The following is a 22,962-nucleotide window of genomic DNA, read 5'->3' as shown; positions in this document are numbered from 1 at the left end:
GAATTGAAAAGGGCGCTTCGGCGCCCTTTTTGCTGCCCGTAATTTGAGCTCGAAATATTTAGTCGTAATTTTGCTCGCTGAACTATGGCGCAAATAAAACTGTGCTATTGTAATCATAACCATTCTCATTTACACTTTGTGCAGAATTTGAACGGGAGCAATCATGTACGTTTGTTTGTGTAATGGTGTAAGTGACAAAAAAATTCGCCAGGCAGTCCGTCAGTTTCATCCGCAATCTTTCCAACAATTGCGTAAGTTTATTCCTGTGGGAAATCAATGCGGTAAGTGCATTCGCGCCGCGCGCGAAGTGATGCAGGACGAGTTGATGCAGATGCCAGAATTTAAAGAGATTGCCTGAAGCCCACGCTTATTTTTTGACATCCTGCTAGCCCCATCTACGCTCTAATAGTGGAAGCGGAGGGACTATAAAATGAAAGGTGATGTTAAAATCATAAATTATCTCAATAAACTATTGGGAAATGAGCTTGTCGCAATCAATCAGTATTTTCTCCATGCCCGGATGTTTAAAAACTGGGGCCTGATGCGTCTCAATGACGTCGAATACCATGAATCCATCGATGAGATGAAACACGCTGATAAATATATCGAGCGTATTTTGTTTTTAGAAGGAATCCCCAACTTACAGGATTTAGGCAAACTGGGGATTGGTGAAGATGTCGAGGAGATGCTGCAATCTGACCTGCGATTAGAACTGGAAGGCGCGAAGGATCTGCGTGAGGCTATCGCATATGCCGACAGCGTTCATGACTATGTTAGCCGCGATATGATGATCGAGATCCTTGCTGATGAAGAAGGTCATATCGACTGGCTCGAAACTGAACTGGATCTCATCGGTAAAATCGGCCTACAAAATTACCTGCAATCACAAATTAAAGTTAAAGATTAACGGCCTATCAGCAAACTATCCCAGCCTATAACGAAACCCGCAGCCGCCAGAAATGGCCCAAAAGGCAGCGGGTTTTTTAATGATTCTTTTCCTCTCATGAGCAGACCAATAACTACGGCTCCGCAAGCGAATGAGGCAGCAAGGAAAACCAGTCGTGGTAAGAAGGCCCATGAATGCTAGGCGCCAAGGGCGGCGAGAAACTTCACATCACCATAGCCTAATCCTTCTTTATGTCGCAGTATGCGATACCCCCAGTAAATGACAGCGAATGTGCCGTAACCAACAATTGCCCCCCATAACGCATCGGCTAAACCATCAGGATGACAAACTTGATAGAACAAAAGACCTGACCAGAGTAACGGGCACGTAAATCTGTCAGGTAACAAGCCATGCTTTGCATCCCAGAAAAAAAGTAGGGCTGATAAACAAGCGTACAAAATTAGAAAGGGAAGGGTAGTGTCCATAAAACATCCTCTGTAATTGGAGTATCACCATCGAATAACTCCGGATGCTCAGCAACAGAGAGAGCGCTGATTTGTTAACCTGATTCCGGTGAAAAACGCTATCTTCACAACCTTACAAATTTCGTGGAATGCAGCTCGCAATCTGCGCGTTGCGATTAATTTCTACCCGATGCTTGCGTCAGGCTCAGATTTGCGTATAATGCGCGGGCTTGTCGTAGTTGACAGCAGGTTCAATCTGAACCTCAGTTAGCCGAATTTGGCTACCTAACAATGCTCCCAATCGGGGAGCTACGTAAGAACGGTTACACTCTCCCATCAATCGTAATGGGTCTGAGGAGTAATCATTTTCGTTTATAAAATAATTGGAGCTCTGGTCTCATGCAGAACCAAAGAATCCGTATCCGCCTGAAAGCGTTTGATCATCGTCTGATCGATCAAGCAACCGCGGAAATCGTCGAGACTGCCAAGCGCACTGGTGCGCAGGTCCGTGGTCCGATCCCGCTGCCGACACGCAAAGAGCGCTTCACTGTTCTGATCTCCCCGCACGTCAACAAAGACGCGCGCGATCAGTACGAAATCCGTACTCACTTGCGTCTGGTTGACATCGTTGAGCCAACCGAGAAAACCGTTGATGCTCTGATGCGTCTGGATCTGGCTGCCGGTGTAGACGTGCAGATCAGCCTGGGTTAATCAGGTCATTGAGCGATTGAGAGGTTGAAACAATGATTGGTTTAGTCGGTAAAAAAGTGGGTATGACCCGTATCTTCACAGAAGACGGCGTTTCTATCCCAGTAACCGTAATCGAAGTTGAAGCAAACCGCGTTACTCAGGTTAAAGACCTGGCTAACGATGGCTACCGTGCTATTCAGGTGACCACCGGTGCTAAAAAAGCTAACCGTGTGACCAAGCCTGAAGCTGGCCACTTCGCTAAAGCTGGCGTAGAAGCTGGCCGTGGTCTGTGGGAATTCCGCCTGGCTGAAGGCGAAGAGTTCACTGTAGGTCAGAGCATTAGCGTTGAACTGTTTGCTGACGTTAAAAAAGTTGACGTAACTGGCACCTCTAAAGGTAAAGGTTTCGCAGGTACCGTTAAGCGCTGGAACTTCCGTACCCAGGACGCTACTCACGGTAACTCCTTGTCTCACCGCGTTCCGGGTTCTATCGGTCAGAACCAGACTCCGGGCAAAGTGTTCAAAGGCAAGAAAATGGCAGGTCAGATGGGTAACGAACGTGTAACCGTTCAGAGCCTTGACGTAGTACGCGTTGACGCTGAGCGCAACCTGCTGCTGGTTAAAGGTGCTGTCCCGGGTGCAACCGGTAGCGACCTGATCGTTAAACCAGCTGTGAAGGCGTAAGGAGATAGCAATGGAATTAGTATTGAAAGACGCGCAGAGCGCGCTGACTGTTTCCGAAACTACCTTCGGTCGTGATTTCAACGAAGCGCTGGTTCACCAGGTTGTTGTTGCTTATGCAGCTGGTGCTCGTCAGGGTACTCGTGCTCAGAAGACTCGTGCTGAAGTAACTGGTTCCGGTAAAAAACCGTGGCGCCAGAAAGGCACCGGCCGTGCGCGTTCTGGTTCTATCAAGAGCCCGATCTGGCGTTCTGGTGGCGTGACCTTTGCTGCTCGTCCGCAGGACCACAGTCAAAAAGTTAACAAGAAGATGTACCGCGGCGCGCTGAAAAGCATCCTGTCCGAACTGGTACGTCAGGATCGTCTGATCGTTGTCGAGAAGTTCTCTGTAGAAGCGCCGAAAACTAAGCTGCTGGCACAGAAACTGAAAGACATGGCTCTGGAAGATGTGCTGATCATCACCGGTGAGCTGGACGAAAACCTGTTCCTGGCTGCGCGCAACCTGCAGAAGGTTGACGTACGCGATGCAACTGGTATCGACCCGGTTAGCCTGATCGCCTTCGACAAAGTCGTAATGACTGCTGATGCTGTTAAGCAAGTTGAGGAGATGCTGGCATGATTCGTGAAGAACGTCTGCTGAAGGTGCTGCGTGCACCGCACGTTTCTGAAAAAGCGTCTACTGCGATGGAAAAATCCAACACCATCGTACTCAAAGTTGCTAAAGACGCGACCAAAGCAGAAATCAAAGCTGCTGTGCAGAAACTGTTTGAAGTCGAAGTCGAAGTCGTTAACACCCTGGTAGTTAAAGGGAAAGTTAAACGTCACGGACAGCGTATCGGTCGTCGTAGCGACTGGAAAAAAGCTTACGTCACCCTGAAAGAAGGCCAGAATCTGGACTTCGTTGGCGGCGCTGAGTAAGTCGGAGGAGTAATACAATGGCAGTTGTTAAATGTAAACCGACATCTCCGGGTCGTCGCCACGTAGTTAAAGTGGTTAACCCTGAGCTGCACAAGGGCAAACCTTTTGCTCCGTTGCTGGAAAAAAACAGCAAATCCGGTGGTCGTAACAACAATGGCCGTATCACCACTCGTCATATCGGTGGTGGCCACAAGCAGGCTTACCGTATTGTTGACTTCAAACGCAACAAAGACGGTATCCCGGCAGTTGTTGAACGTCTTGAGTACGATCCGAACCGTTCCGCGAACATCGCGCTGGTTCTGTACAAAGACGGTGAACGCCGTTACATCCTGGCCCCTAAAGGCCTGAAAGCTGGCGACCAGATTCAGTCTGGCGTTGATGCTGCAATCAAACCAGGTAACACCCTGCCGATGCGCAACATCCCGGTTGGTTCTACTGTTCATAACGTAGAAATGAAACCAGGTAAAGGCGGTCAGCTGGCACGTTCCGCTGGTACTTACGTTCAGATCGTTGCTCGTGATGGTGCTTATGTCACCCTGCGTCTGCGTTCTGGTGAAATGCGTAAAGTAGAAGCAGACTGCCGTGCAACTCTGGGCGAAGTTGGCAATGCTGAGCATATGCTGCGCGTTCTGGGTAAAGCAGGTGCTGCACGCTGGCGTGGTGTTCGTCCGACCGTTCGCGGTACCGCGATGAACCCGGTAGACCACCCACATGGTGGTGGTGAAGGTCGTAACTTTGGTAAGCACCCGGTAACTCCGTGGGGCGTTCAGACCAAAGGTAAGAAGACCCGCAGCAACAAGCGTACTGATAAATTCATCGTACGTCGCCGTAGCAAATAATTTTAGAGGATAAGCCATGCCACGTTCTCTCAAGAAAGGTCCTTTTATTGACCTGCACTTGCTGAAGAAGGTAGAGAAAGCGGTGGAAAGCGGAGACAAGAAGCCCCTGCGCACTTGGTCCCGTCGTTCAACGATCTTTCCTAACATGATCGGTTTGACCATCGCTGTCCATAATGGTCGTCAGCACGTTCCGGTATTTGTAACCGACGAAATGGTCGGTCACAAACTGGGTGAATTCGCACCGACTCGTACTTATCGCGGCCACGCTGCTGATAAAAAAGCGAAGAAGAAATAAGGTAGGAGGAAGAGATGGAAACTATTGCTAAACATCGCCATGCTCGTTCTTCTGCTCAGAAGGTTCGCCTTGTTGCTGACCTGATTCGCGGTAAGAAAGTGTCGCAGGCTCTGGATATTTTGACCTACACCAACAAGAAAGCGGCTGTACAGGTCAAGAAAGTTCTGGAATCTGCCATTGCTAACGCTGAACACAACGATGGCGCTGACATTGACGATCTGAAAGTTACGAAAATTTTCGTAGACGAAGGCCCGAGCATGAAGCGCATTATGCCGCGTGCAAAAGGTCGTGCAGATCGCATCCTGAAGCGCACCAGCCACATCACTGTGGTTGTGTCCGATCGCTGAGACTCTGGAGACTAGCAATGGGTCAGAAAGTACATCGTAATGGTATTCGCTTGGGTATTGTAAAACCATGGAACTCTACTTGGTTTGCGAACACCAAAGAATTCGCTGACAACCTGGACAGCGATTTTAAAGTACGTCAGTACCTGACTAAGGAACTGGCTAAAGCGTCCGTATCTCGTATCGTTATCGAGCGTCCGGCTAAGAGCATCCGTGTAACCATTCACACTGCTCGCCCGGGTATCGTTATCGGTAAAAAAGGTGAAGACGTAGAAAAACTGCGTAAGGTCGTAGCGGACATCGCTGGCGTTCCTGCACAGATCAACATCGCCGAAGTTCGTAAGCCTGAACTGGACGCAAAACTGGTTGCTGACAGCATCACTTCTCAGCTGGAACGTCGCGTTATGTTCCGTCGTGCTATGAAGCGTGCTGTACAGAACGCAATGCGTCTGGGCGCTAAAGGTATTAAAGTTGAAGTTAGCGGCCGTCTGGGCGGCGCGGAAATCGCACGTACCGAATGGTACCGCGAAGGTCGCGTACCGCTGCACACTCTGCGTGCTGACATCGACTACAACACCTCTGAAGCGCACACCACTTACGGTGTAATCGGCGTTAAAGTGTGGATCTTCAAAGGCGAGATCCTGGGTGGTATGGCTGCTGTTGAACAACCGGAAAAACCGGCTGCTCAGCCTAAAAAGCAGCAGCGTAAAGGCCGTAAATAAGGAGCGTCGCTGATGTTACAACCAAAGCGTACAAAATTCCGTAAAATGCACAAAGGCCGTAACCGCGGTCTGGCGCAGGGTACGGATGTTAGCTTCGGCAGCTTCGGTCTGAAAGCTGTTGGCCGTGGTCGTCTGACTGCCCGTCAGATCGAAGCAGCACGTCGTGCTATGACCCGTGCAGTTAAGCGTCAAGGTAAGATCTGGATCCGTGTGTTCCCGGACAAACCGATCACTGAAAAGCCGCTGGCAGTGCGTATGGGTAAAGGTAAAGGTAACGTGGAGTATTGGGTTGCCTTGATTCAGCCGGGTAAAGTCCTGTATGAAATGGGCGGTGTTCCGGAAGAGCTGGCCCGTGAAGCATTCAAGCTGGCAGCAGCGAAACTGCCGATTAAAACCACCTTTGTAACTAAGACGGTGATGTAATGAAAGCAAAAGAGCTGCGTGAGAAGAGCATTGAAGAGCTGAACACCGAGCTGCTGAACCTGCTGCGTGAGCAGTTCAACCTGCGTATGCAGGCTGCAAGTGGCCAGCTGCAACAGTCTCACCTGTTGAAGCAAGTGCGTCGCGATGTCGCACGCGTTAAGACTTTACTGAACGAGAAGGCGGGTGCGTAATGACCGATAAAATCCGTACTCTGCAAGGTCGCGTTGTTAGCGACAAAATGGAGAAATCCATTGTTGTTGCTATCGAACGTTTTGTGAAACACCCGATCTACGGAAAATTCATCAAGCGTACGACCAAACTGCACGTACATGACGAGAACAACGAATGCGGTATCGGTGACGTGGTTGAAATCCGCGAATGCCGTCCGCTGTCCAAGACTAAATCCTGGACGCTGGTTCGCGTTGTAGAGAAAGCGGTTCTGTAATACAGTACACTCTCTCGATACGAATAAACGGCTCAGAAATGAGCCGTTTATTTTTTCTACCCATATCCTTGAAGCGGTGTTATAATGCCGCGCCCTCGATATGGGGATTTTTAACGACCTGATTTTCGGGTCTCAGTAGTAGTTGACATTAGCGGAGCACTAAAATGATCCAAGAACAGACTATGCTGAACGTCGCCGACAACTCCGGTGCACGTCGCGTAATGTGTATCAAGGTTCTGGGTGGCTCGCACCGTCGCTACGCAGGCGTAGGCGACATCATCAAGATCACCATCAAAGAAGCAATTCCGCGTGGTAAGGTCAAAAAAGGTGATGTGCTGAAGGCGGTAGTGGTGCGCACCAAGAAGGGTGTTCGTCGCCCGGACGGTTCTGTCATTCGCTTCGATGGTAATGCTTGTGTTCTTCTGAACAACAACAGCGAGCAGCCTATCGGTACGCGTATTTTTGGGCCGGTAACTCGTGAGCTTCGTAGTGAGAAGTTCATGAAAATTATCTCTCTGGCACCAGAAGTACTCTAAGGAGCGAATCATGGCAGCGAAAATCCGTCGTGATGACGAAGTTATCGTGTTAACCGGTAAAGATAAAGGTAAACGCGGTAAAGTTAAGAATGTCCTGTCTTCCGGCAAGGTCATTATTGAAGGTATCAACCTGGTTAAGAAACATCAGAAGCCGGTTCCGGCCCTGAACCAACCGGGTGGCATCGTTGAAAAAGAAGCCGCTATTCAGGTTTCCAACGTAGCAATCTTCAATGCGGCAACCGGCAAGGCTGACCGTGTAGGCTTTAGATTCGAAGACGGCAAAAAAGTCCGTTTCTTCAAGTCTAACAGCGAAACTATCAAGTAATTTGGAGTAGTACGATGGCGAAACTGCATGATTACTACAAAGACGAAGTAGTTAAAAAACTCATGACTGAGTTTAACTACAATTCTGTCATGCAAGTCCCTCGGGTCGAGAAGATCACCCTGAACATGGGTGTTGGTGAAGCGATCGCTGACAAAAAACTGCTGGATAACGCAGCAGCAGACCTGGCAGCATTCTCGCGTCAAAAACCGCTGAGCACCAAAGCACGCAAATTTGTTGCATGCTTCAAAATCCGTCAGGGCTATCCGATCGGCTGTAAAGTAACTCTGCGTGGCGAACGCATGTGGGAGTTCTTTGAGCGCCTGATCACTATTGCTGTACCTCGTATCCGTGACTTCCGTGGCCTGTCCGCTAAGTCTTTCGACGGTCGTGGTAACTACAGCATGGGTGTCCGTGAGCAGATCATCTTCCCAGAAATCGACTACGATAAAGTCGACCGCGTTCGTGGTTTGGATATTACCATTACCACTACTGCGAAATCTGACGAAGAAGGCCGCGCTCTGCTGGCTGCCTTTGACTTCCCGTTCCGCAAGTAAGGTAGGGTTACTAAATGGCTAAGCAATCAATGAAAGCACGCGAAGTAAAACGCGTAGCTTTAGCTGATAAATACTTCGCGAAACGCGCTGAACTGAAAGCGATCATCTCTGATGTGAACGCTTCCGACGAAGATCGTTGGAACGCTGTTCTCAAGCTGCAGACTCTGCCGCGTGATTCCAGCCCGTCTCGTCAGCGTAACCGCTGCCGTCAAACAGGTCGTCCGCATGGTTTCCTGCGGAAGTTCGGGTTGAGCCGTATTAAGGTCCGTGAAGCCGCTATGCGCGGTGAAATCCCGGGTCTGAAAAAGGCTAGCTGGTAATTGTCACCAATTGAATCACGGGAGTAAAGACAGATGAGCATGCAAGATCCGATCGCGGATATGCTGACCCGTATCCGTAACGGTCAGGCCGCGAACAAAGCTGCGGTCACCATGCCTTCCTCCAAGCTGAAAGTGGCAATCGCCAACGTGCTGAAGGAAGAAGGTTTTATTGAAGATTTTAAAGTTGAAGGCGACACCAAGCCTGAACTGGAACTTACTCTGAAGTATTTCCAGGGCAAAGCTGTTGTAGAAAGCATTCAGCGTGTCAGCCGCCCAGGTCTGCGCATCTATAAACGTAAAGATGAGCTGCCGAAAGTTATGGCGGGTCTGGGTATCGCAGTTGTTTCTACCTCTAAAGGTGTTATGACTGATCGTGCAGCGCGCCAGGCTGGTCTTGGTGGCGAAATTATCTGCTACGTAGCCTAATCGGAGGAAAAAATGTCTCGTGTTGCTAAAGCACCGGTCGTTGTTCCTGCCGGCGTTGACGTAAAAATCAACGGTCAGGTTATTACGATCAAAGGTAAAAACGGCGAGCTGACTCGTACTCTCAACGATGCTGTTGAAGTTAAACATGCAGATAATACCCTGACCTTCGGTCCGCGTGATGGTTACGCAGACGGTTGGGCACAGGCTGGTACCGCGCGTGCCCTGCTGAACTCAATGGTTATCGGTGTTACCGAAGGCTTCACTAAGAAGCTGCAGCTGGTTGGTGTAGGTTACCGTGCAGCGGTTAAAGGCAATGTGATTAACCTGTCTCTGGGTTTCTCTCATCCTGTTGACCATCAGCTGCCTGCGGGTATCACTGCTGAATGTCCGACTCAGACTGAAATCGTGCTGAAAGGCGCTGATAAGCAGGTGATCGGCCAGGTTGCAGCGGATCTGCGCGCCTACCGTCGTCCTGAGCCTTACAAAGGCAAGGGGGTTCGTTACGCCGACGAAGTCGTGCGTACCAAAGAGGCTAAGAAGAAGTAAGGTAACACTATGGATAAGAAATCTGCTCGTATCCGTCGTGCGACCCGCGCACGCCGCAAGCTCCAGGAGCTGGGCGCAACTCGCCTGGTGGTACATCGTACCCCGCGTCACATTTACGCACAGGTAATTGCACCGAACGGTTCTGAAGTTCTGGTAGCTGCTTCTACTGTAGAAAAAGCTATCGCTGAACAACTGAAGTACACCGGTAACAAAGACGCGGCTGCAGCTGTGGGTAAAGCTGTCGCTGAACGCGCTCTGGAAAAAGGCATCAAAGATGTATCCTTTGACCGTTCCGGGTTCCAATATCATGGTCGTGTCCAGGCACTGGCAGATGCTGCCCGTGAAGCTGGCCTTCAGTTCTAAGGTAGAGGTGTAAGATGGCTCACATCGAAAAACAAGCTGGCGAACTGCAGGAAAAGCTGATCGCGGTAAACCGCGTATCTAAAACCGTTAAAGGTGGTCGTATTTTCTCCTTCACAGCTCTGACTGTAGTTGGCGATGGTAACGGTCGCGTTGGTTTTGGTTACGGTAAAGCGCGTGAAGTTCCAGCAGCGATCCAGAAAGCGATGGAAAAAGCCCGTCGCAATATGATTAACGTCGCGCTGAATAACGGCACTCTACAACACCCTGTTAAAGGTGTTCACACGGGTTCTCGCGTATTCATGCAGCCGGCTTCCGAAGGTACCGGTATCATCGCCGGTGGTGCAATGCGCGCCGTTCTGGAAGTCGCTGGGGTTCATAACGTTCTGGCTAAAGCATATGGTTCCACCAACCCGATCAACGTGGTTCGTGCAACTATTGATGGCCTGGAAAATATGAATTCTCCAGAAATGGTCGCTGCCAAGCGTGGTAAATCCGTTGAAGAAATTCTGGGGAAATAAACCATGGCAAAGACTATTAAAATTACTCAAACCCGCAGTGCAATCGGTCGTCTGCCGAAACACAAGGCAACGCTGCTTGGCTTGGGTCTGCGTCGTATTGGTCACACCGTAGAGCGCGAGGATACTCCTGCTATTCGCGGTATGATCAACGCGGTTTCCTTCATGGTTAAAGTTGAGGAGTAAGAGATGCGTTTAAATACTCTGTCTCCGGCCGAAGGCTCCAAAAAGGCGGGTAAACGCCTGGGTCGTGGTATCGGTTCTGGCCTCGGTAAAACCGGTGGTCGTGGTCACAAAGGTCAGAAGTCTCGTTCTGGCGGTGGCGTACGTCGCGGTTTCGAGGGTGGTCAGATGCCTCTGTACCGTCGTCTGCCGAAATTCGGCTTCACTTCTCGTAAAGCAGCGATTACAGCCGAAGTTCGTCTATCTGACCTGGCTAAAGTAGAAGGCGGTGTTGTAGACCTGAACACGCTGAAAGCGGCTAACATTATCGGTATCCAGATCGAGTTCGCGAAAGTGATCCTGGCTGGCGAAGTAACGACTCCGGTAACTGTTCGTGGCCTGCGTGTTACTAAAGGCGCTCGTGCTGCTATCGAAGCTGCTGGCGGTAAAATCGAGGAATAAGTAGCAGATGGCTAAACAACCGGGATTAGATTTTCAAAGTGCCAAAGGTGGCTTAGGCGAGCTGAAACGCAGACTGCTGTTTGTTATCGGTGCGCTGATTGTGTTCCGTATTGGCTCTTTTATTCCGATCCCTGGTATTGATGCCGCTGTACTTGCCAAACTGCTTGAGCAACAGCGAGGCACCATCATTGAGATGTTTAACATGTTCTCTGGTGGTGCTCTCAGCCGTGCTTCTATCTTTGCTCTGGGGATCATGCCGTATATTTCGGCGTCGATCATTATCCAGCTGCTGACGGTGGTTCACCCAACGTTGGCAGAAATTAAGAAAGAAGGGGAGTCTGGTCGTCGTAAGATCAGCCAGTACACCCGTTACGGTACTCTGGTGCTGGCAATATTCCAGTCGATCGGTATTGCTACCGGTCTGCCGAATATGCCTGGTATGCAAGGCCTGGTGATTAACCCGGGCTTTGCATTCTACTTCACCGCTGTTGTAAGTCTGGTCACAGGAACGATGTTCCTGATGTGGTTGGGCGAACAGATCACTGAACGAGGTATCGGCAACGGTATTTCAATCATTATCTTCGCCGGTATTGTCGCGGGACTCCCGCCAGCCATTGCCCATACTATCGAGCAAGCGCGTCAAGGCGACCTGCACTTCCTCGTGTTGCTGTTGGTTGCAGTATTAGTATTTGCAGTGACGTTCTTTGTTGTGTTTGTTGAGCGTGGTCAACGCCGCATTGTGGTAAACTACGCGAAACGTCAGCAAGGTCGTCGTGTCTATGCTGCACAGAGCACACATTTACCGCTGAAAGTGAATATGGCGGGGGTAATCCCGGCAATCTTCGCTTCCAGTATTATTCTGTTCCCGGCGACCATCGCGTCATGGTTCGGGGGCGGTACTGGTTGGAACTGGCTGACAACAATTTCGCTGTATTTGCAGCCTGGGCAACCGCTTTATGTGTTACTCTATGCGTCTGCAATCATCTTCTTCTGTTTCTTCTACACGGCGTTGGTTTTCAACCCGCGTGAAACAGCAGATAACCTGAAGAAGTCCGGTGCATTTGTACCAGGAATTCGTCCGGGAGAGCAAACGGCGAAGTATATCGATAAAGTAATGACCCGCCTGACCTTGGTTGGTGCGCTGTATATTACCTTTATCTGCCTGATCCCGGAGTTCATGCGTGATGCAATGAAAGTACCGTTCTACTTCGGTGGGACCTCACTGCTTATCGTTGTTGTCGTGATTATGGACTTTATGGCTCAAGTGCAAACTCTGATGATGTCCAGTCAGTATGAGTCTGCATTGAAGAAGGCGAACCTGAAAGGCTACGGCCGATAATTGGTCGCCCGAGAAGTTACGGAGAGTAAAAATGAAAGTTCGTGCTTCCGTCAAGAAATTATGCCGTAACTGCAAAATCGTTAAGCGTGATGGTGTCATCCGTGTGATTTGCAGTGCCGAGCCGAAGCATAAACAGCGCCAAGGCTGATTTTTTCGCATATTTTTCTTGCAAAGTTGGGTTGAGCTGGCTAGATTAGCCAGCCAATCTTTTGTATGTCTGTACGTTTCCATTTGAGTATCCTGAAAACGGGCTTTTCAGCATGGAACGTACATATTAAATAGTAGGAGTGCATAGTGGCCCGTATAGCAGGCATTAACATTCCTGATCATAAGCATGCCGTAATCGCATTAACTTCGATTTATGGCGTCGGCAAGACCCGTTCTAAAGCCATCCTGGCTGCAGCGGGTATCGCTGAAGATGTTAAGATCAGTGAGCTGTCTGAAGGACAAATCGACACGCTGCGTGACGAAGTTGCCAAATTTGTCGTTGAAGGTGATCTGCGCCGTGAAATCAGCATGAGCATCAAGCGCCTGATGGATCTTGGTTGCTATCGCGGTTTGCGTCATCGTCGTGGTCTCCCGGTTCGCGGTCAGCGTACCAAGACCAACGCACGTACCCGTAAGGGTCCGCGCAAACCGATCAAGAAATAATCGGGGTGATTGAATAATGGCAAAGGCACCAATTCGTGCACGTAAACGTGTAAGAAAACAAGTCTCTGACGGCGTGGCTCATATCCATGCTTCTTTCAACAACACCATCGTGACTATCACTGATCGTCAGGGTAACGCGTTGGGTTGGGCAACAGCCGGTGGTTCCGGTTTCCGTGGTTCTCGCAAATCCACTCCGTTTGCAGCTCAGGTTGCAGCAGAGCGTTGCGCTGACGCCGTGAAAGAATACGGCATCAAGAATCTGGAAGTTATGGTTAAAGGTCCGGGTCCAGGCCGCGAATCTACTATTCGTGCTCTGAACGCCGCAGGTTTCCGCATCACTAACATTACTGATGTGACTCCGATCCCTCATAACGGTTGTCGTCCGCCGAAAAAACGTCGCGTATAACGCCTCGTTTTCCAGGTTTGTTGGAGAAAGAAAATGGCAAGATATTTGGGTCCTAAGCTCAAGCTGAGCCGTCGTGAGGGCACCGACTTATTCCTTAAGTCTGGCGTTCGCGCGATCGATACCAAGTGTAAAATTGAACAAGCTCCTGGCCAGCACGGTGCGCGTAAACCGCGTCTGTCTGACTATGGTGTGCAGTTGCGTGAAAAGCAAAAAGTTCGCCGTATCTATGGTGTGCTGGAGCGTCAGTTCCGTAACTACTACAAAGAAGCAGCACGTCTGAAAGGCAACACCGGTGAAAACCTGTTGGCTCTGCTGGAAGGTCGTCTGGACAACGTTGTATACCGTATGGGCTTCGGTGCCACTCGTGCAGAAGCACGTCAGCTGGTTAGCCATAAAGCAATTATGGTACCCGGTCGTGTTGTTAACATCGCTTCTTATCAGGTTAGTCCGAATGACGTTGTAAGCATTCGTGAGAAAGCGAAGAAGCAGTCTCGCGTGAAAGCCGCTCTGGAGCTGGCTGAGCAGCGTGAAAAGCCAACTTGGCTGGAAGTTGATGCTGGCAAGATGGAAGGTACGTTTAAGCGTAAGCCGGAGCGTTCTGATCTGTCTGCGGACATTAACGAACACCTGATCGTCGAGCTTTACTCCAAGTAAAGCTTAGTACCAAAGAGAGGACACAATGCAGGGTTCTGTGACAGAGTTTCTAAAACCGCGCCTGGTTGATATCGAGCAAGTGAGTTCGACGCACGCCAAGGTGACCCTTGAGCCCTTAGAGCGTGGCTTTGGCCATACTCTGGGTAACGCACTGCGCCGTATTCTGCTCTCATCGATGCCGGGTTGCGCGGTGACCGAGGTTGAGATTGATGGTGTACTACATGAGTACAGCACCAAAGAAGGCGTTCAGGAAGATATCCTGGAAATCCTGCTCAACCTGAAAGGGCTGGCGGTGAGAGTTCAGGGCAAAGATGAAGTTATTCTTACCTTGAATAAATCTGGCATTGGCCCTGTGACTGCAGCCGATATCACCCACGACGGTGATGTTGAAATCGTCAAGCCGCAGCACGTGATCTGCCACCTGACCGATGAGAACGCGTCTATTAGCATGCGTATCAAAGTTCAGCGCGGTCGTGGTTATGTGCCGGCTTCTACCCGAATTCATTCGGAAGAAGATGAGCGCCCAATCGGCCGTCTGCTGGTCGACGCATGCTACAGCCCTGTGGAGCGTATTGCCTACAATGTTGAAGCAGCGCGTGTAGAACAGCGTACCGACCTGGACAAGCTGGTCATCGAAATGGAAACCAACGGCACAATCGATCCTGAAGAGGCGATTCGTCGTGCGGCAACCATTCTGGCTGAACAACTGGAAGCTTTCGTTGACTTACGTGATGTACGTCAGCCTGAAGTGAAAGAAGAGAAACCAGAGTTCGATCCGATCCTGCTGCGCCCTGTTGACGATCTGGAATTGACTGTCCGCTCTGCTAACTGCCTTAAAGCAGAAGCTATCCACTATATCGGTGATCTGGTACAGCGTACCGAGGTTGAGCTCCTTAAAACGCCTAACCTTGGTAAAAAATCTCTTACTGAGATTAAAGACGTGCTGGCTTCCCGTGGACTGTCTCTGGGCATGCGCTTGGAAAACTGGCCACCGGCAAGCATCGCTGACGAGTAACCGGATCACAGGTTAAGGTTTTACTGAGAAGGATAAGGTCATGCGCCATCGTAAGAGTGGTCGTCAACTGAACCGCAACAGCAGCCATCGCCAGGCTATGTTCCGCAATATGGCAGGTTCACTGGTTCGTCATGAAATCATCAAGACGACTCTGCCTAAAGCGAAAGAGCTGCGCCGCGTAGTTGAGCCGCTGATTACTCTTGCCAAGACTGATAGCGTTGCTAATCGTCGTCTGGCATTCGCCCGTACTCGTGATAACGAGATCGTGGCAAAACTGTTTAACGAACTGGGCCCGCGTTTCGCGAGCCGTGCCGGTGGTTACACTCGTATTCTGAAGTGTGGCTTCCGTGCAGGCGACAACGCGCCGATGGCTTACATCGAGCTGGTTGATCGTTCAGAGAAAGCAGAAGCTGCTGCAGAGTAATCTGAAGCAATGTAAAAAAACCCGCCCCGGCGGGTTTTTTTATACCCGTAGTATCCCCACTTATCTACAATAGCTGTACTCTTTTTGGTAAGCGCCCCATCAGCGACGTCTTGTGAAAATTGTCCTGTCTGGCAACAATCGCGCCCATCTATATTGATGGACACGAACGATGAATTCCCAGACAACAAAAGATATTCCCTGCTTCCGTTCTTATTTGCCTGATGCCCTGCGTTTAAGATTTGAAGATAAACTGACCATCCGGGCCATCGCTCAGCGTCTGGGTCTCAGTCATTCCACAATACATACGCTTTTTCAGCGATTTCTTGCATCCGGTATCGCATGGCCATTGCCCGATTCAGTTTCATTCGCTCAACTTGACGCCATCCTTTATGCCAACAGAAAGAAGGAATTAACAGAGCCTCAAATCAGTAAGCGCCCCGAGAAGTACGTAGCGTAAGGATTATTTTACAGACGAGAAGTTCCAGGGCAGCAGTTCATGCACTTGGTTCGACGGCCAGTCATTGAGCTTCTCGATCACTTCGCGCAACCAGTCCTCCGGCTCCACTTCGTTCTGTTTGCAGGTGACCAGCAGACTGTAGATGATCGCCGCACTTTCTCCTCCCTTGTCTGAGCCGAAAAAGAGATAATTTTTTCTTCCAACCGCCACCGATCGTAACGCGTTTTCACCGATGTTGTTGTCTATTTCCACCCGGCCGTCACGACAGAACTCGTTCAGCGCATTCCAGTGATTCAGGATATAGTCGAACGCCTTCGCCATCTCCGCATGTTTCGACAGCGTTTTCCTCTGCAACTGTATCCAGTCGTACAACGACTGCATCAACTGGACGCTTCTGGCTTTTCTGACTGCAAGCCGTTCCTCTGCCGGACTGCCACGTATCTCCGCTTCTATGTCGTATAACTCTGCTATCCGTCTGAGCGCTTCCTGAGTCATTTCTGTCGGACGGCGCACATCCTCGTCATGGGTTTTTCGGCGGGCGTGGGCCAGGCACCCGGCTTCCTTCACCCGGCCCGTTTCGTACAGTACGTTATAACCTGCATAGGCATCAGCCTGCAGTACGCCCTGATACTTTGCCAGGTGGAGCTGCGGATGTTCTCCTTTGCGATCTGCCGAATACGCGAACCAGACGGCTGCCGGCAGGGATGAACCCGCATTACGATCATCCCTGACGTATACCCACAGACGACCCGTTTTCGTCTTTCCGTTCCCCGGGGCCAGTACTTTCACCGGAGTGTCATCTGCGTGCACCTTTCCTGCCTCCAGAACATAGTCATTCAGCGCTATATACAGAGGACGGAGTTTGTCTGCCATTTCTGATACCCAGCGCACCATGGTATTACGGCTCAGCTCCACGCCCTGTCGCGCGTATATTTCTGACTGGCGATATAAAGGGATATGTTCCATATATTTGCTGACCAGGATCCGTGCAAGTAACCCTGCACTGGCATAACCGCGTTCGATCGGTTTAGGGGGAAGTGGTGCCTGAACGATGACATCACACCGGCTACAGGCCAGTTTGGGACGTATGGTTTCGATAACTTTAAAGGCGGTATTAATGATATCCAGTTGCTCTGAGATTGTTTCCCCCATTTCTTTCAGAACACCTCCACAGGCCGGGCAACTGGTTTCAGCAGGCAGAAGGCGATGTGTCTCCCGGGGAAGTTCTGCCGGCAGCGGTTTTCGTGAAGATTTTCGTCCCGGGAATTCAGGCTTACTGGCGATCGGGTTTTCTGACGGGGGACTGGTGTCAGGTGAATCTGTGACTGACGATGCATCTTCCAGAAGATTTCTGGCTGTGTTCAGCCGGTTTTCCAGTTCCGACAGTCGTTTTTCTGCCTGTCGGATCTGATTTTCAAGCTTATGACGCTTTTTCTCTGAACTCTGGCCGAACAACATACGACGCAACCTGTCGAGTTGCGCTTTCAGCCGTTCAATTTCCTGCTCATAGCCCGCGACCTGACAGGCATACTGTCGAAGCCGACTCTGTTGCTTACGCAACATGGCTTTAAGCAGCTCAATATCATCGGGGAGTTCATTGTTCATTCCCTTGTTTTATCACGGGTTATATCCGGATACCAGGCCGTTCTGTCCGTTTGGGATGTGGCCACGCGATCCCCTCCAGTAGCATGGATAACTGAGCCGGCGTCAGGTGCACTTTCCCTTCCCGGGTCACCGGCCAGACGAAGCGGCCCCGTTCCAGGCGTTTGGCGAACAGGCATAACCCGTCACGATCGGCCCACAGTATTTTCACCATTTTGCCACTGCGGCCCCGGAAGACGAAGATATGCCCGGAGAACGGGTCATCTTTCAGCGTGTTCTGCACCTTCGAAGCCAGGCCATTGAAGCCACAACGCATATCTGTGATGCCAGCGATGATCCAGATTTTGGTACCGGTCGGCAGCGTTATCATCGGATACCCCCTTTCATTTCGCGGATTAGCGCCCGTAACAGTTCCGGAGTGAGAGGGTCAAACAGTTTTACCACACCTGATTTAAGATGCAGCTCGCACCGTGGGACGTTTCCGGGAGCCCCCTCAGGGCGCTCATCATGCTTGTTACGCCAGAAGGGATTTGTAACTGGTCTGGTCGGCTCCGGCGTATCAGTCAGTGCCACCGGGACAGGCATGCATTCCTGTATGTCATCATCGCTCAGTAAGCCGTCCTCGTACTGGCTTTTCCATTTAAACAGCAGGTTATTATTGATATCGTGTTCTCTGGCGATCCGGGCAACAACAGCCCCAGGCTGTAATGCCTGCTTAGCCAGACGGACCTTAAATTCACGGCTATAGCTGGTTCGCCGTTCTTTTCGCCATGAGCCTTCTCTGATTTGAGGCTCTGTTAATTCCTTCTTTCTGTTGGCATAAAGGATGGCGTCAAGTTGAGCGAATGAAACTGAATCGGGCAATGGCCATGCGATACCGGATGCAAGAAATCGCTGAAAAAGCGTATGTATTGTGGAATGACTGAGACCCAGACGCTGAGCGATGGCCCGGATGGTCAGTTTATCTTCAAATCTTAAACGCAGGGCATCAGGCAAATAAGAACGGAAGCAGGGAATATCTTTTGTTGTCTGGGAATTCATCGTTCGTGTCCATCAATATAGATGGGCGCGATTGTTGCCAGACAGGACAATTTTCACAAGACGTCGCTGATGGGGCGCTTACGTCTAACAAATGTTAAGCCATTTTCCTGCCAGGAATGAATTTAATTAATCCTTGATAATCAAAGGGAAATAATAAGGCGTCATTAGACGCCTTATTAATTACAAGAAGAAAGGGCTTGGCTGGAAGAGTCTTTCGACGTCGGTAATAAACTTTTTATCTGTGAGGAACATAATTACGTGATCGCCTTGCTCAATGCGCAGATTGTCATTGGCAATCATCACGTCGTTTCCACGTACCACCGCTCCAATAATCGTTCCTGGCGGTAGCTTGATTTCGTCAATGACTCTGCCGACAACGCGTGAGGTGCTTTCATCACCGTGAGCAACGGCTTCAATAGCTTCTGCTACGCCGCGGCGCAATGAGGAAACACCAACAATATCTGCTTTTCGCACATGGCTAAGCAACGCAGAAATAGTTGCTTGTTGTGGTGAAATTGCAATATCGATCACGCTCCCCTGAACCAGATCCACATAAGCGCGACGCTGGATCAATACCATCACCTTTTTCGCACCCATACGTTTGGCAAGCATGGCGGACATGATATTGGCCTCGTCATCGTTGGTGACGGCAATAAACAGATCAACTTGATCGATATGTTCTTCGGCCAGCAGTTCTTGATCCGACGCATCACCAAAAAAGACGATCGTATTCTGCAACTTTTCCGCCAGTTCGGCAGCGCGCTGCTGATTACGTTCGATGAGTTTAACGCTGTAATCTTTTTCCAGACGACGCGCCAGCCCTGCACCGATATTACCGCCACCAACCAGCATGATCCGTTTATACGGTTTTTCCAGTCGCTGTAATTCACTCATCACCGCGCGGATATGCTGTGAAGCGGCAATAAAGAACACTTCATCACCAGCTTCAACAATGGTCGAACCTTGTGGACGAATGGGGCGATCGTGGCGGAAAATTGCTGCCACACGAGTATCGATATGTGGCATATGTTCGCGCATGGTCGAAAGTGCATTACCAATCAGCGGGCCGCCATAATAGGCTTTAACTACAGCGAGGCTGACTTTACCCTCAGCGAAGTTCACCACCTGCAATGCGCCTGGATACTCAATCAGTCGGTAAATATTATCGATAACCAACTGCTCTGGTGCGATCAGATGATCAATCGGTACAGCATCTGAATGAAATAGCTTATCGGCATCGCGTACGTAGTCTGGTGAGCGGATGCGAGCGATGCGATTAGGGGTGTTGAAAAGTGAGTAGGCTACCTGGCAGGCAACCATATTGGTTTCATCTGAACTGGTTACAGCAACCAGCATATCGGCGTCGTCGGCACCTGCCTCCCGCAATACGCGTGGATGAGAGCCATGCCCCTGCACGACTCGCAGGTCAAATTTATCCTGCAAGGTCCGCAGACGCTCACCGTTGGTATCGACAACAGTAATATCGTTGTTCTCGCCAACCAGGTTTTCCGCCAGTGTGCCGCCAACCTGGCCGGCACCCAGAATGATAATTTTCATCAGTCGCGACCCGTTATCTCATCACTTTTTGATTAGCTTAGCGTAAAAGAAGCCGTCGCCCTCTTCGGCACCAGGCTGATTTTGTTTACCCGGTTGCTCTGGTGTTCCTGTTTCGCAAAGTTCGGCATCAGCGGTACGTTGCAAAAAGGCTTTAATCTGCAGGCTATTCTCTTCCGGTAACACCGAACAGGTGGCATAGACCAGGGTTCCACCGGATTTTAAATGCGGCCAAATGGCGTCGAGAATTTCAGACTGCAATTGCGCGAGTTCCGGGATATCGCGATCGCGACGTAACCATTTAATATCTGGATGGCGACGAATCACCCCCGTTGCTGAACAAGGCGCATCTAATAAAATGCGATCAAACTGTTGCTCGCCACACCATTGGGAAGGGTAACGGCCATCACCTTGTTTCACGGTTGCCTTCATACCAAGGCGTTTTAAATTGTCGTAAATGCGAGAGAGGCGCTGTTCGTCAATATCAACCGCAACAACCTGCGCTTCTGGTGCCACCTCAAGGATATGCGTTGTTTTACCGCCGGGGGCGGCACAAAGATCCAAGATGTGTTCACCGTTTTGTGGCGCAAGCCAGGTCATGCAACCTTGTGCTGATGCATCCTGAACGGTAACCCATCCGTCTTCAAAACCAGGTAGCGCATGAACAGGTGCAGGTGTTTCCAGCCGTACAGCATCAGGGTAATCCGCATGCGGGAAACCTTTCATTCCTGCTTCATCCAGCAATGCAAGCCAGCTGTCGCGGGAATGATGCGTACGATTAATACGCAGCCACATTGGCGGACGCTGGTTATTGGCTTCGGCGATGGATTGCCACTGCTCTGGATACGCTTTTTGCAGACGCTTCAGCAACCAGGAAGGATGCAGATAACGTGCATCACGGGTATTAAACTCGGCTAATAACTCTTCTTGCCGACGCTGGAACTGGCGTAATACACCGTTAATCAACCCTTTAAGTTGCGGACGCTTAATTGCGATAGCGCCTTCAACCGTTTCAGCCAGCGCAGCATGAGGTGGAATGCGGGTATAAAGCAGTTGATACAAACCAACCATAATCAGGTAATGCACAGTGCGCTGTTTGCCGGTCATCGGACGGGCCATTAACTTATTAATCAGCCAGTCTAACTGCGAAAGCGTACGCAGTACGCCAAAGCACAACTCTTGAAGAAGTGCTTTGTCTTTATCGGAAACTTTTTGCTGGAGCGGTGGCAGAATGTTGCTTAATGATTGCCCTTGCTCGACGACTTGTTCAACGGCCTGGGCCGCCATGCTACGTAAATTACGTTGTTTTTTCATAAGTATAAAAATGCTCGGCAAGACCGGGCTTAGAAGAGTGGACTATCAGACCAGACGGTTGCCCGGAACAAACCATTCCCGACGAGAGTTCAGGAGGTCTTGCGCGCTCATCGCTTTCTTACCCGCAGGTTGTAACGAGAGCAGGTTCAGGATGCCATCACCAGTCGCAACCTGAATGCCTTGTTTGTTGGCTTCAAGGATCGTTCCTGGTGCAGCGTTGGTTGCCGTATCAATGACCGACGCTTTCCAGACTTTAACCGGCTGTCCTTCAATTTCCAGCCAGCTCATTGGCCATGGGTTGAAAGCGCGAATGCAGCGTTCAAGCTGTGCTGCCGAAAGTGACCAGTCAATACGCGCTTCTTCTTTACTCAACTTCTCGGCGTAAGTGACAAGAGTTTCGTCCTGAACTTCTGGTTTCGCCGTGCCGTCTGCCAATTGTTTCAACGTGGTGATAAGCCCTTGTGGGCCAAGCTCTGCCAGCTTGTCGTACAGCGTACCACTGGTATCTTCTGCAGTAATCGGGCAGGAGAGCTTATAGAGCATGTCACCGGTGTCTAAACCAACATCCATTTGCATAATGGTTACACCAGTTTCTGCATCACCCGCCCATAGTGAGCGTTGGATTGGTGCAGCACCGCGCCAGCGTGGCAGCAGTGAACCATGAATGTTGATACAGCCAAGACGCGGCATCTCCAGCACAGCTTTAGGCAGAATTAAACCATAGGCGACGACGACCATAACATCAGCCTGCAAATCGGCGACCAGTTGCTGGTTTTCTTGTGGACGCAGGGAAACAGGTTGAAAAACGGGCAGACCTTCTTCCTCAGCCAGAACTTTAATCGGGCTGGGCATCAGTTTTTTACCGCGTCCTGCCGGTCGGTCTGGCTGGGTGAACACGCCAACGACGTTATGACCAGAAGACAACAGCGCGTCGAGATGACGCGCTGCAAAGTCAGGTGTACCCGCAAAAATAATACGTAGTGATTCTGACACGTTAGTTCTTATCCTTAAGCCCGGGCTTTCAGACGATCCAGTTTTTCAACTTTCTGACGAATTCGTTGTTGTTTCAGCGGTGACAGATAATCCATAAACAGTTTGCCAACCAGGTGATCCATCTCATGCTGAATACAGATAGCTAACAGACCCTCTGCTTCCAGTTCAAATGGTTTACCGTCGCGGTCAAGGGCGCGAATTTTAACTTTCTCTGCGCGCGGCACTAAAGCACGTTGTTCAGGGATCGACAGGCAACCTTCTTCAATGCCTGTTTCGCCGCTTTTTTCTAAAAGCTCCGGATTGATTAACACCAGCCGTTCGTCACGGTTTTCCGAAACATCAATAACAATGATACGTTGATGGATATCAACCTGGGTTGCCGCCAGGCCAATACCTTCTTCTGCGTACATCGTCTCGAACATATCATCGACGATACGCTGAATTTCTGCATTCACTTCTTCTACCGGTTTAGCAACTTTGCGAAGCCGCTCGTCCGGAATATGTAACACTTGCAAAACTGACATAAATCTCCAGAGATGTGTTCAGGAGTTAGAAAGATTATTTCTTCTATTCTAGACAAATCCCCCTCTGATTGAC

General features: G+C 50.2%; 37 protein-coding genes, 1 pseudogene and 2 other annotated features. Of the genes and pseudogenes, 30 read left to right on the top strand and 8 right to left on the bottom strand.

The annotated features are described in order from the left end of the window. Window positions 1–163: 163 nt before the first annotated feature. Window positions 164–358: a bacterioferritin-associated ferredoxin gene (yheA, locus tag SF3356; protein ID NP_709112.1), complete on the top strand. Its 195-nt coding sequence runs from the start codon at window positions 164–166 to the stop codon at window positions 356–358. Window positions 359–430: 72 nt separating this feature from the next. Further along, complete coding sequence (gene bfr, locus SF3355) at window positions 431–907, top strand: bacterioferritin (RefSeq protein ID NP_709111.1); 477 nt, start codon at window positions 431–433, stop codon at window positions 905–907. On the opposite strand, the pseudogene SF3354 reads toward bfr, so the two are convergent. Next, window positions 904–1,371 (bottom strand): annotated as a pseudogene (locus SF3354). The gene bfr and the pseudogene SF3354 overlap by 4 nt on opposite strands. A 378-nt stretch (window positions 1,372–1,749) precedes the next feature. On the opposite strand from SF3354, the gene rpsJ reads away from it, so the two are divergent. The 28 genes from rpsJ to rplQ all read left to right on the top strand — a co-directional run bounded on the left by rpsJ (window position 1,750) and on the right by rplQ (window position 15,404). Then, entirely contained in the window at window positions 1,750–2,061 is a 312-nt protein-coding gene (gene rpsJ, locus SF3353) for a 30S ribosomal protein S10 (protein NP_709109.1), read from the top strand. A gap of 32 nt (window positions 2,062–2,093) precedes the next feature. Then, a complete protein-coding gene (gene rplC, locus SF3352) occupies window positions 2,094–2,723 on the top strand; it encodes a 50S ribosomal protein L3 (RefSeq protein ID NP_709108.1) in 630 nt (209 codons plus the stop codon). A gap of 10 nt (window positions 2,724–2,733) precedes the next feature. Further along, complete coding sequence (gene rplD, locus SF3351) at window positions 2,734–3,339, top strand: 50S ribosomal protein L4 (RefSeq protein NP_709107.1); 606 nt, start codon at window positions 2,734–2,736, stop codon at window positions 3,337–3,339. Next, a complete protein-coding gene (rplW, locus tag SF3350) occupies window positions 3,336–3,638 on the top strand; it encodes a 50S ribosomal protein L23 (protein ID NP_709106.1) in 303 nt (100 codons plus the stop codon). Before rplD ends, rplW begins: the two co-directional genes overlap by 4 nt. 17 nt (window positions 3,639–3,655) lie before the next feature. After that, window positions 3,656–4,477, top strand: a complete 822-nt coding sequence (gene rplB / locus SF3349) for a 50S ribosomal protein L2 (RefSeq protein NP_709105.1) — start codon at window positions 3,656–3,658, stop codon at window positions 4,475–4,477. A 16-nt stretch (window positions 4,478–4,493) separates the two neighbouring features. After that, on the top strand, window positions 4,494–4,772 hold the full coding sequence (gene rpsS, locus SF3348; protein NP_709104.1) for a 30S ribosomal protein S19: 279 nt from the start codon (window positions 4,494–4,496) through the stop codon (window positions 4,770–4,772). A gap of 14 nt (window positions 4,773–4,786) precedes the next feature. After that, window positions 4,787–5,119, top strand: coding sequence for a 50S ribosomal protein L22 (gene rplV / locus SF3347; protein ID NP_709103.1), 333 nt, complete (start codon window positions 4,787–4,789; stop codon window positions 5,117–5,119). A 17-nt stretch (window positions 5,120–5,136) separates the two neighbouring features. Then, the gene (gene rpsC / locus SF3346; protein ID NP_709102.2) at window positions 5,137–5,838 is read left to right on the top strand and encodes a 30S ribosomal protein S3; all 702 of its coding nucleotides are present in this window, start codon (window positions 5,137–5,139) and stop codon (window positions 5,836–5,838) included. Between the two features lie 12 nt (window positions 5,839–5,850). Continuing rightward, window positions 5,851–6,261: a 50S ribosomal protein L16 gene (rplP, locus tag SF3345; protein ID NP_709101.1), complete on the top strand. Its 411-nt coding sequence runs from the start codon at window positions 5,851–5,853 to the stop codon at window positions 6,259–6,261. Further along, window positions 6,261–6,452: a 50S ribosomal protein L29 gene (rpmC, locus tag SF3344; RefSeq protein NP_709100.1), complete on the top strand. Its 192-nt coding sequence runs from the start codon at window positions 6,261–6,263 to the stop codon at window positions 6,450–6,452. The genes rplP and rpmC overlap by 1 nt, the downstream gene beginning before the upstream one ends. Continuing rightward, a complete protein-coding gene (gene rpsQ / locus SF3343; protein ID NP_709099.1) occupies window positions 6,452–6,706 on the top strand; it encodes a 30S ribosomal protein S17 in 255 nt (84 codons plus the stop codon). Before rpmC ends, rpsQ begins: the two co-directional genes overlap by 1 nt. Window positions 6,707–6,870: 164 nt before the next feature. Next, on the top strand, window positions 6,871–7,242 hold the full coding sequence (rplN, locus tag SF3342) for a 50S ribosomal protein L14 (protein NP_709098.1): 372 nt from the start codon (window positions 6,871–6,873) through the stop codon (window positions 7,240–7,242). 10 nt (window positions 7,243–7,252) lie between these two features. After that, window positions 7,253–7,567, top strand: coding sequence for a 50S ribosomal protein L24 (gene rplX, locus SF3341; protein ID NP_709097.1), 315 nt, complete (start codon window positions 7,253–7,255; stop codon window positions 7,565–7,567). Between the two features lie 14 nt (window positions 7,568–7,581). Then, on the top strand, window positions 7,582–8,121 hold the full coding sequence (gene rplE, locus SF3340) for a 50S ribosomal protein L5 (protein NP_709096.1): 540 nt from the start codon (window positions 7,582–7,584) through the stop codon (window positions 8,119–8,121). A 14-nt stretch (window positions 8,122–8,135) separates the two neighbouring features. Then, on the top strand, window positions 8,136–8,441 hold the full coding sequence (rpsN, locus tag SF3339) for a 30S ribosomal protein S14 (protein NP_709095.1): 306 nt from the start codon (window positions 8,136–8,138) through the stop codon (window positions 8,439–8,441). A gap of 33 nt (window positions 8,442–8,474) precedes the next feature. Beyond that, a complete protein-coding gene (gene rpsH / locus SF3338) occupies window positions 8,475–8,867 on the top strand; it encodes a 30S ribosomal protein S8 (protein ID NP_709094.1) in 393 nt (130 codons plus the stop codon). 12 nt (window positions 8,868–8,879) lie between these two features. Further along, window positions 8,880–9,413: a 50S ribosomal protein L6 gene (rplF, locus tag SF3337; protein ID NP_709093.1), complete on the top strand. Its 534-nt coding sequence runs from the start codon at window positions 8,880–8,882 to the stop codon at window positions 9,411–9,413. Between the two features lie 9 nt (window positions 9,414–9,422). Continuing rightward, on the top strand, window positions 9,423–9,776 hold the full coding sequence (rplR, locus tag SF3336; RefSeq protein ID NP_709092.1) for a 50S ribosomal protein L18: 354 nt from the start codon (window positions 9,423–9,425) through the stop codon (window positions 9,774–9,776). Window positions 9,777–9,790: 14 nt separating this feature from the next. Beyond that, complete coding sequence (gene rpsE / locus SF3335; RefSeq protein ID NP_709091.1) at window positions 9,791–10,294, top strand: 30S ribosomal protein S5; 504 nt, start codon at window positions 9,791–9,793, stop codon at window positions 10,292–10,294. Window positions 10,295–10,297: 3 nt separating this feature from the next. Further along, entirely contained in the window at window positions 10,298–10,477 is a 180-nt protein-coding gene (rpmD, locus tag SF3334; protein ID NP_709090.1) for a 50S ribosomal protein L30, read from the top strand. A gap of 3 nt (window positions 10,478–10,480) precedes the next feature. Then, window positions 10,481–10,915 (top strand): 50S ribosomal protein L15, encoded by a 435-nt coding sequence (gene rplO / locus SF3333; protein ID NP_709089.1) that lies wholly within the window; start codon window positions 10,481–10,483, stop codon window positions 10,913–10,915. A gap of 7 nt (window positions 10,916–10,922) precedes the next feature. After that, window positions 10,923–12,254, top strand: a complete 1,332-nt coding sequence (gene secY / locus SF3332; protein ID NP_709088.1) for a preprotein translocase subunit SecY — start codon at window positions 10,923–10,925, stop codon at window positions 12,252–12,254. A gap of 31 nt (window positions 12,255–12,285) precedes the next feature. Further along, the gene (rpmJ, locus tag SF3331) at window positions 12,286–12,402 is read left to right on the top strand and encodes a 50S ribosomal protein L36 (RefSeq protein NP_709087.1); all 117 of its coding nucleotides are present in this window, start codon (window positions 12,286–12,288) and stop codon (window positions 12,400–12,402) included. Between the two features lie 146 nt (window positions 12,403–12,548). Further along, window positions 12,549–12,905 carry a 30S ribosomal protein S13 gene (gene rpsM / locus SF3330; RefSeq protein ID NP_709086.1) on the top strand — a complete coding sequence of 119 codons (357 nt, stop codon included), beginning with the start codon at window positions 12,549–12,551 and terminating at the stop codon, window positions 12,903–12,905. A 16-nt stretch (window positions 12,906–12,921) separates the two neighbouring features. Beyond that, window positions 12,922–13,311: a 30S ribosomal protein S11 gene (rpsK, locus tag SF3329; protein ID NP_709085.1), complete on the top strand. Its 390-nt coding sequence runs from the start codon at window positions 12,922–12,924 to the stop codon at window positions 13,309–13,311. Between the two features lie 45 nt (window positions 13,312–13,356). Further along, the gene (gene rpsD, locus SF3328; RefSeq protein NP_709084.2) at window positions 13,357–13,965 is read left to right on the top strand and encodes a 30S ribosomal protein S4; all 609 of its coding nucleotides are present in this window, start codon (window positions 13,357–13,359) and stop codon (window positions 13,963–13,965) included. A gap of 25 nt (window positions 13,966–13,990) precedes the next feature. After that, on the top strand, window positions 13,991–14,980 hold the full coding sequence (rpoA, locus tag SF3327; RefSeq protein NP_709083.1) for a DNA-directed RNA polymerase subunit alpha: 990 nt from the start codon (window positions 13,991–13,993) through the stop codon (window positions 14,978–14,980). A gap of 40 nt (window positions 14,981–15,020) precedes the next feature. Next, on the top strand, window positions 15,021–15,404 hold the full coding sequence (gene rplQ, locus SF3326; RefSeq protein ID NP_709082.1) for a 50S ribosomal protein L17: 384 nt from the start codon (window positions 15,021–15,023) through the stop codon (window positions 15,402–15,404). Window positions 15,405–15,491: 87 nt separating this feature from the next. Further along, window positions 15,492–15,833: a mobile genetic element (partial), on the bottom strand. After that, window positions 15,833–18,586: a mobile genetic element, on the top strand. (Overlaps the previous feature by 1 nt.) Here rplQ and SF3324 read toward each other — a convergent pair. The 7 genes from SF3324 to def form a co-directional block, all read right to left on the bottom strand. Further along, the gene (locus SF3324) at window positions 15,865–17,466 is read right to left on the bottom strand and encodes an insertion sequence element ISSfl4 transposase (RefSeq protein NP_709080.1); all 1,602 of its coding nucleotides are present in this window, start codon (window positions 17,464–17,466) and stop codon (window positions 15,865–15,867) included. (Overlaps the previous feature by 1,602 nt.) After that, window positions 17,486–17,833: an insertion sequence element ISSfl4 ORF2 gene (locus tag SF3323; protein ID NP_709079.1), complete on the bottom strand. Its 348-nt coding sequence runs from the start codon at window positions 17,831–17,833 to the stop codon at window positions 17,486–17,488. After that, on the bottom strand, window positions 17,830–18,504 hold the full coding sequence (locus tag SF3322; RefSeq protein ID NP_709078.1) for an insertion sequence element ISSfl4 transposase: 675 nt from the start codon (window positions 18,502–18,504) through the stop codon (window positions 17,830–17,832). Before SF3322 ends, SF3323 begins: the two co-directional genes overlap by 4 nt. A gap of 98 nt (window positions 18,587–18,684) precedes the next feature. After that, complete coding sequence (gene trkA, locus SF3321) at window positions 18,685–20,061, bottom strand: potassium transporter membrane protein (protein NP_709077.1); 1,377 nt, start codon at window positions 20,059–20,061, stop codon at window positions 18,685–18,687. A 21-nt stretch (window positions 20,062–20,082) separates the two neighbouring features. Next, window positions 20,083–21,372, bottom strand: coding sequence for a 16S rRNA m5C967 methyltransferase (gene sun, locus SF3320; RefSeq protein ID NP_709076.2), 1,290 nt, complete (start codon window positions 21,370–21,372; stop codon window positions 20,083–20,085). 45 nt (window positions 21,373–21,417) lie between these two features. After that, window positions 21,418–22,365, bottom strand: coding sequence for a methionyl-tRNA formyltransferase (gene fmt / locus SF3319; protein NP_709075.1), 948 nt, complete (start codon window positions 22,363–22,365; stop codon window positions 21,418–21,420). Window positions 22,366–22,379: 14 nt separating this feature from the next. After that, a complete protein-coding gene (gene def, locus SF3318; RefSeq protein ID NP_709074.1) occupies window positions 22,380–22,889 on the bottom strand; it encodes a peptide deformylase in 510 nt (169 codons plus the stop codon). Window positions 22,890–22,962: the final 73 nt, after the last annotated feature.

It is taken from the genome of Shigella flexneri 2a str. 301, assembly GCF_000006925.2.
In the GTDB taxonomy this organism is placed as follows: Bacteria; Pseudomonadota; Gammaproteobacteria; order Enterobacterales; family Enterobacteriaceae; genus ECMA0423.
This window is presented reverse-complemented; position numbering and strand designations above follow the sequence as displayed.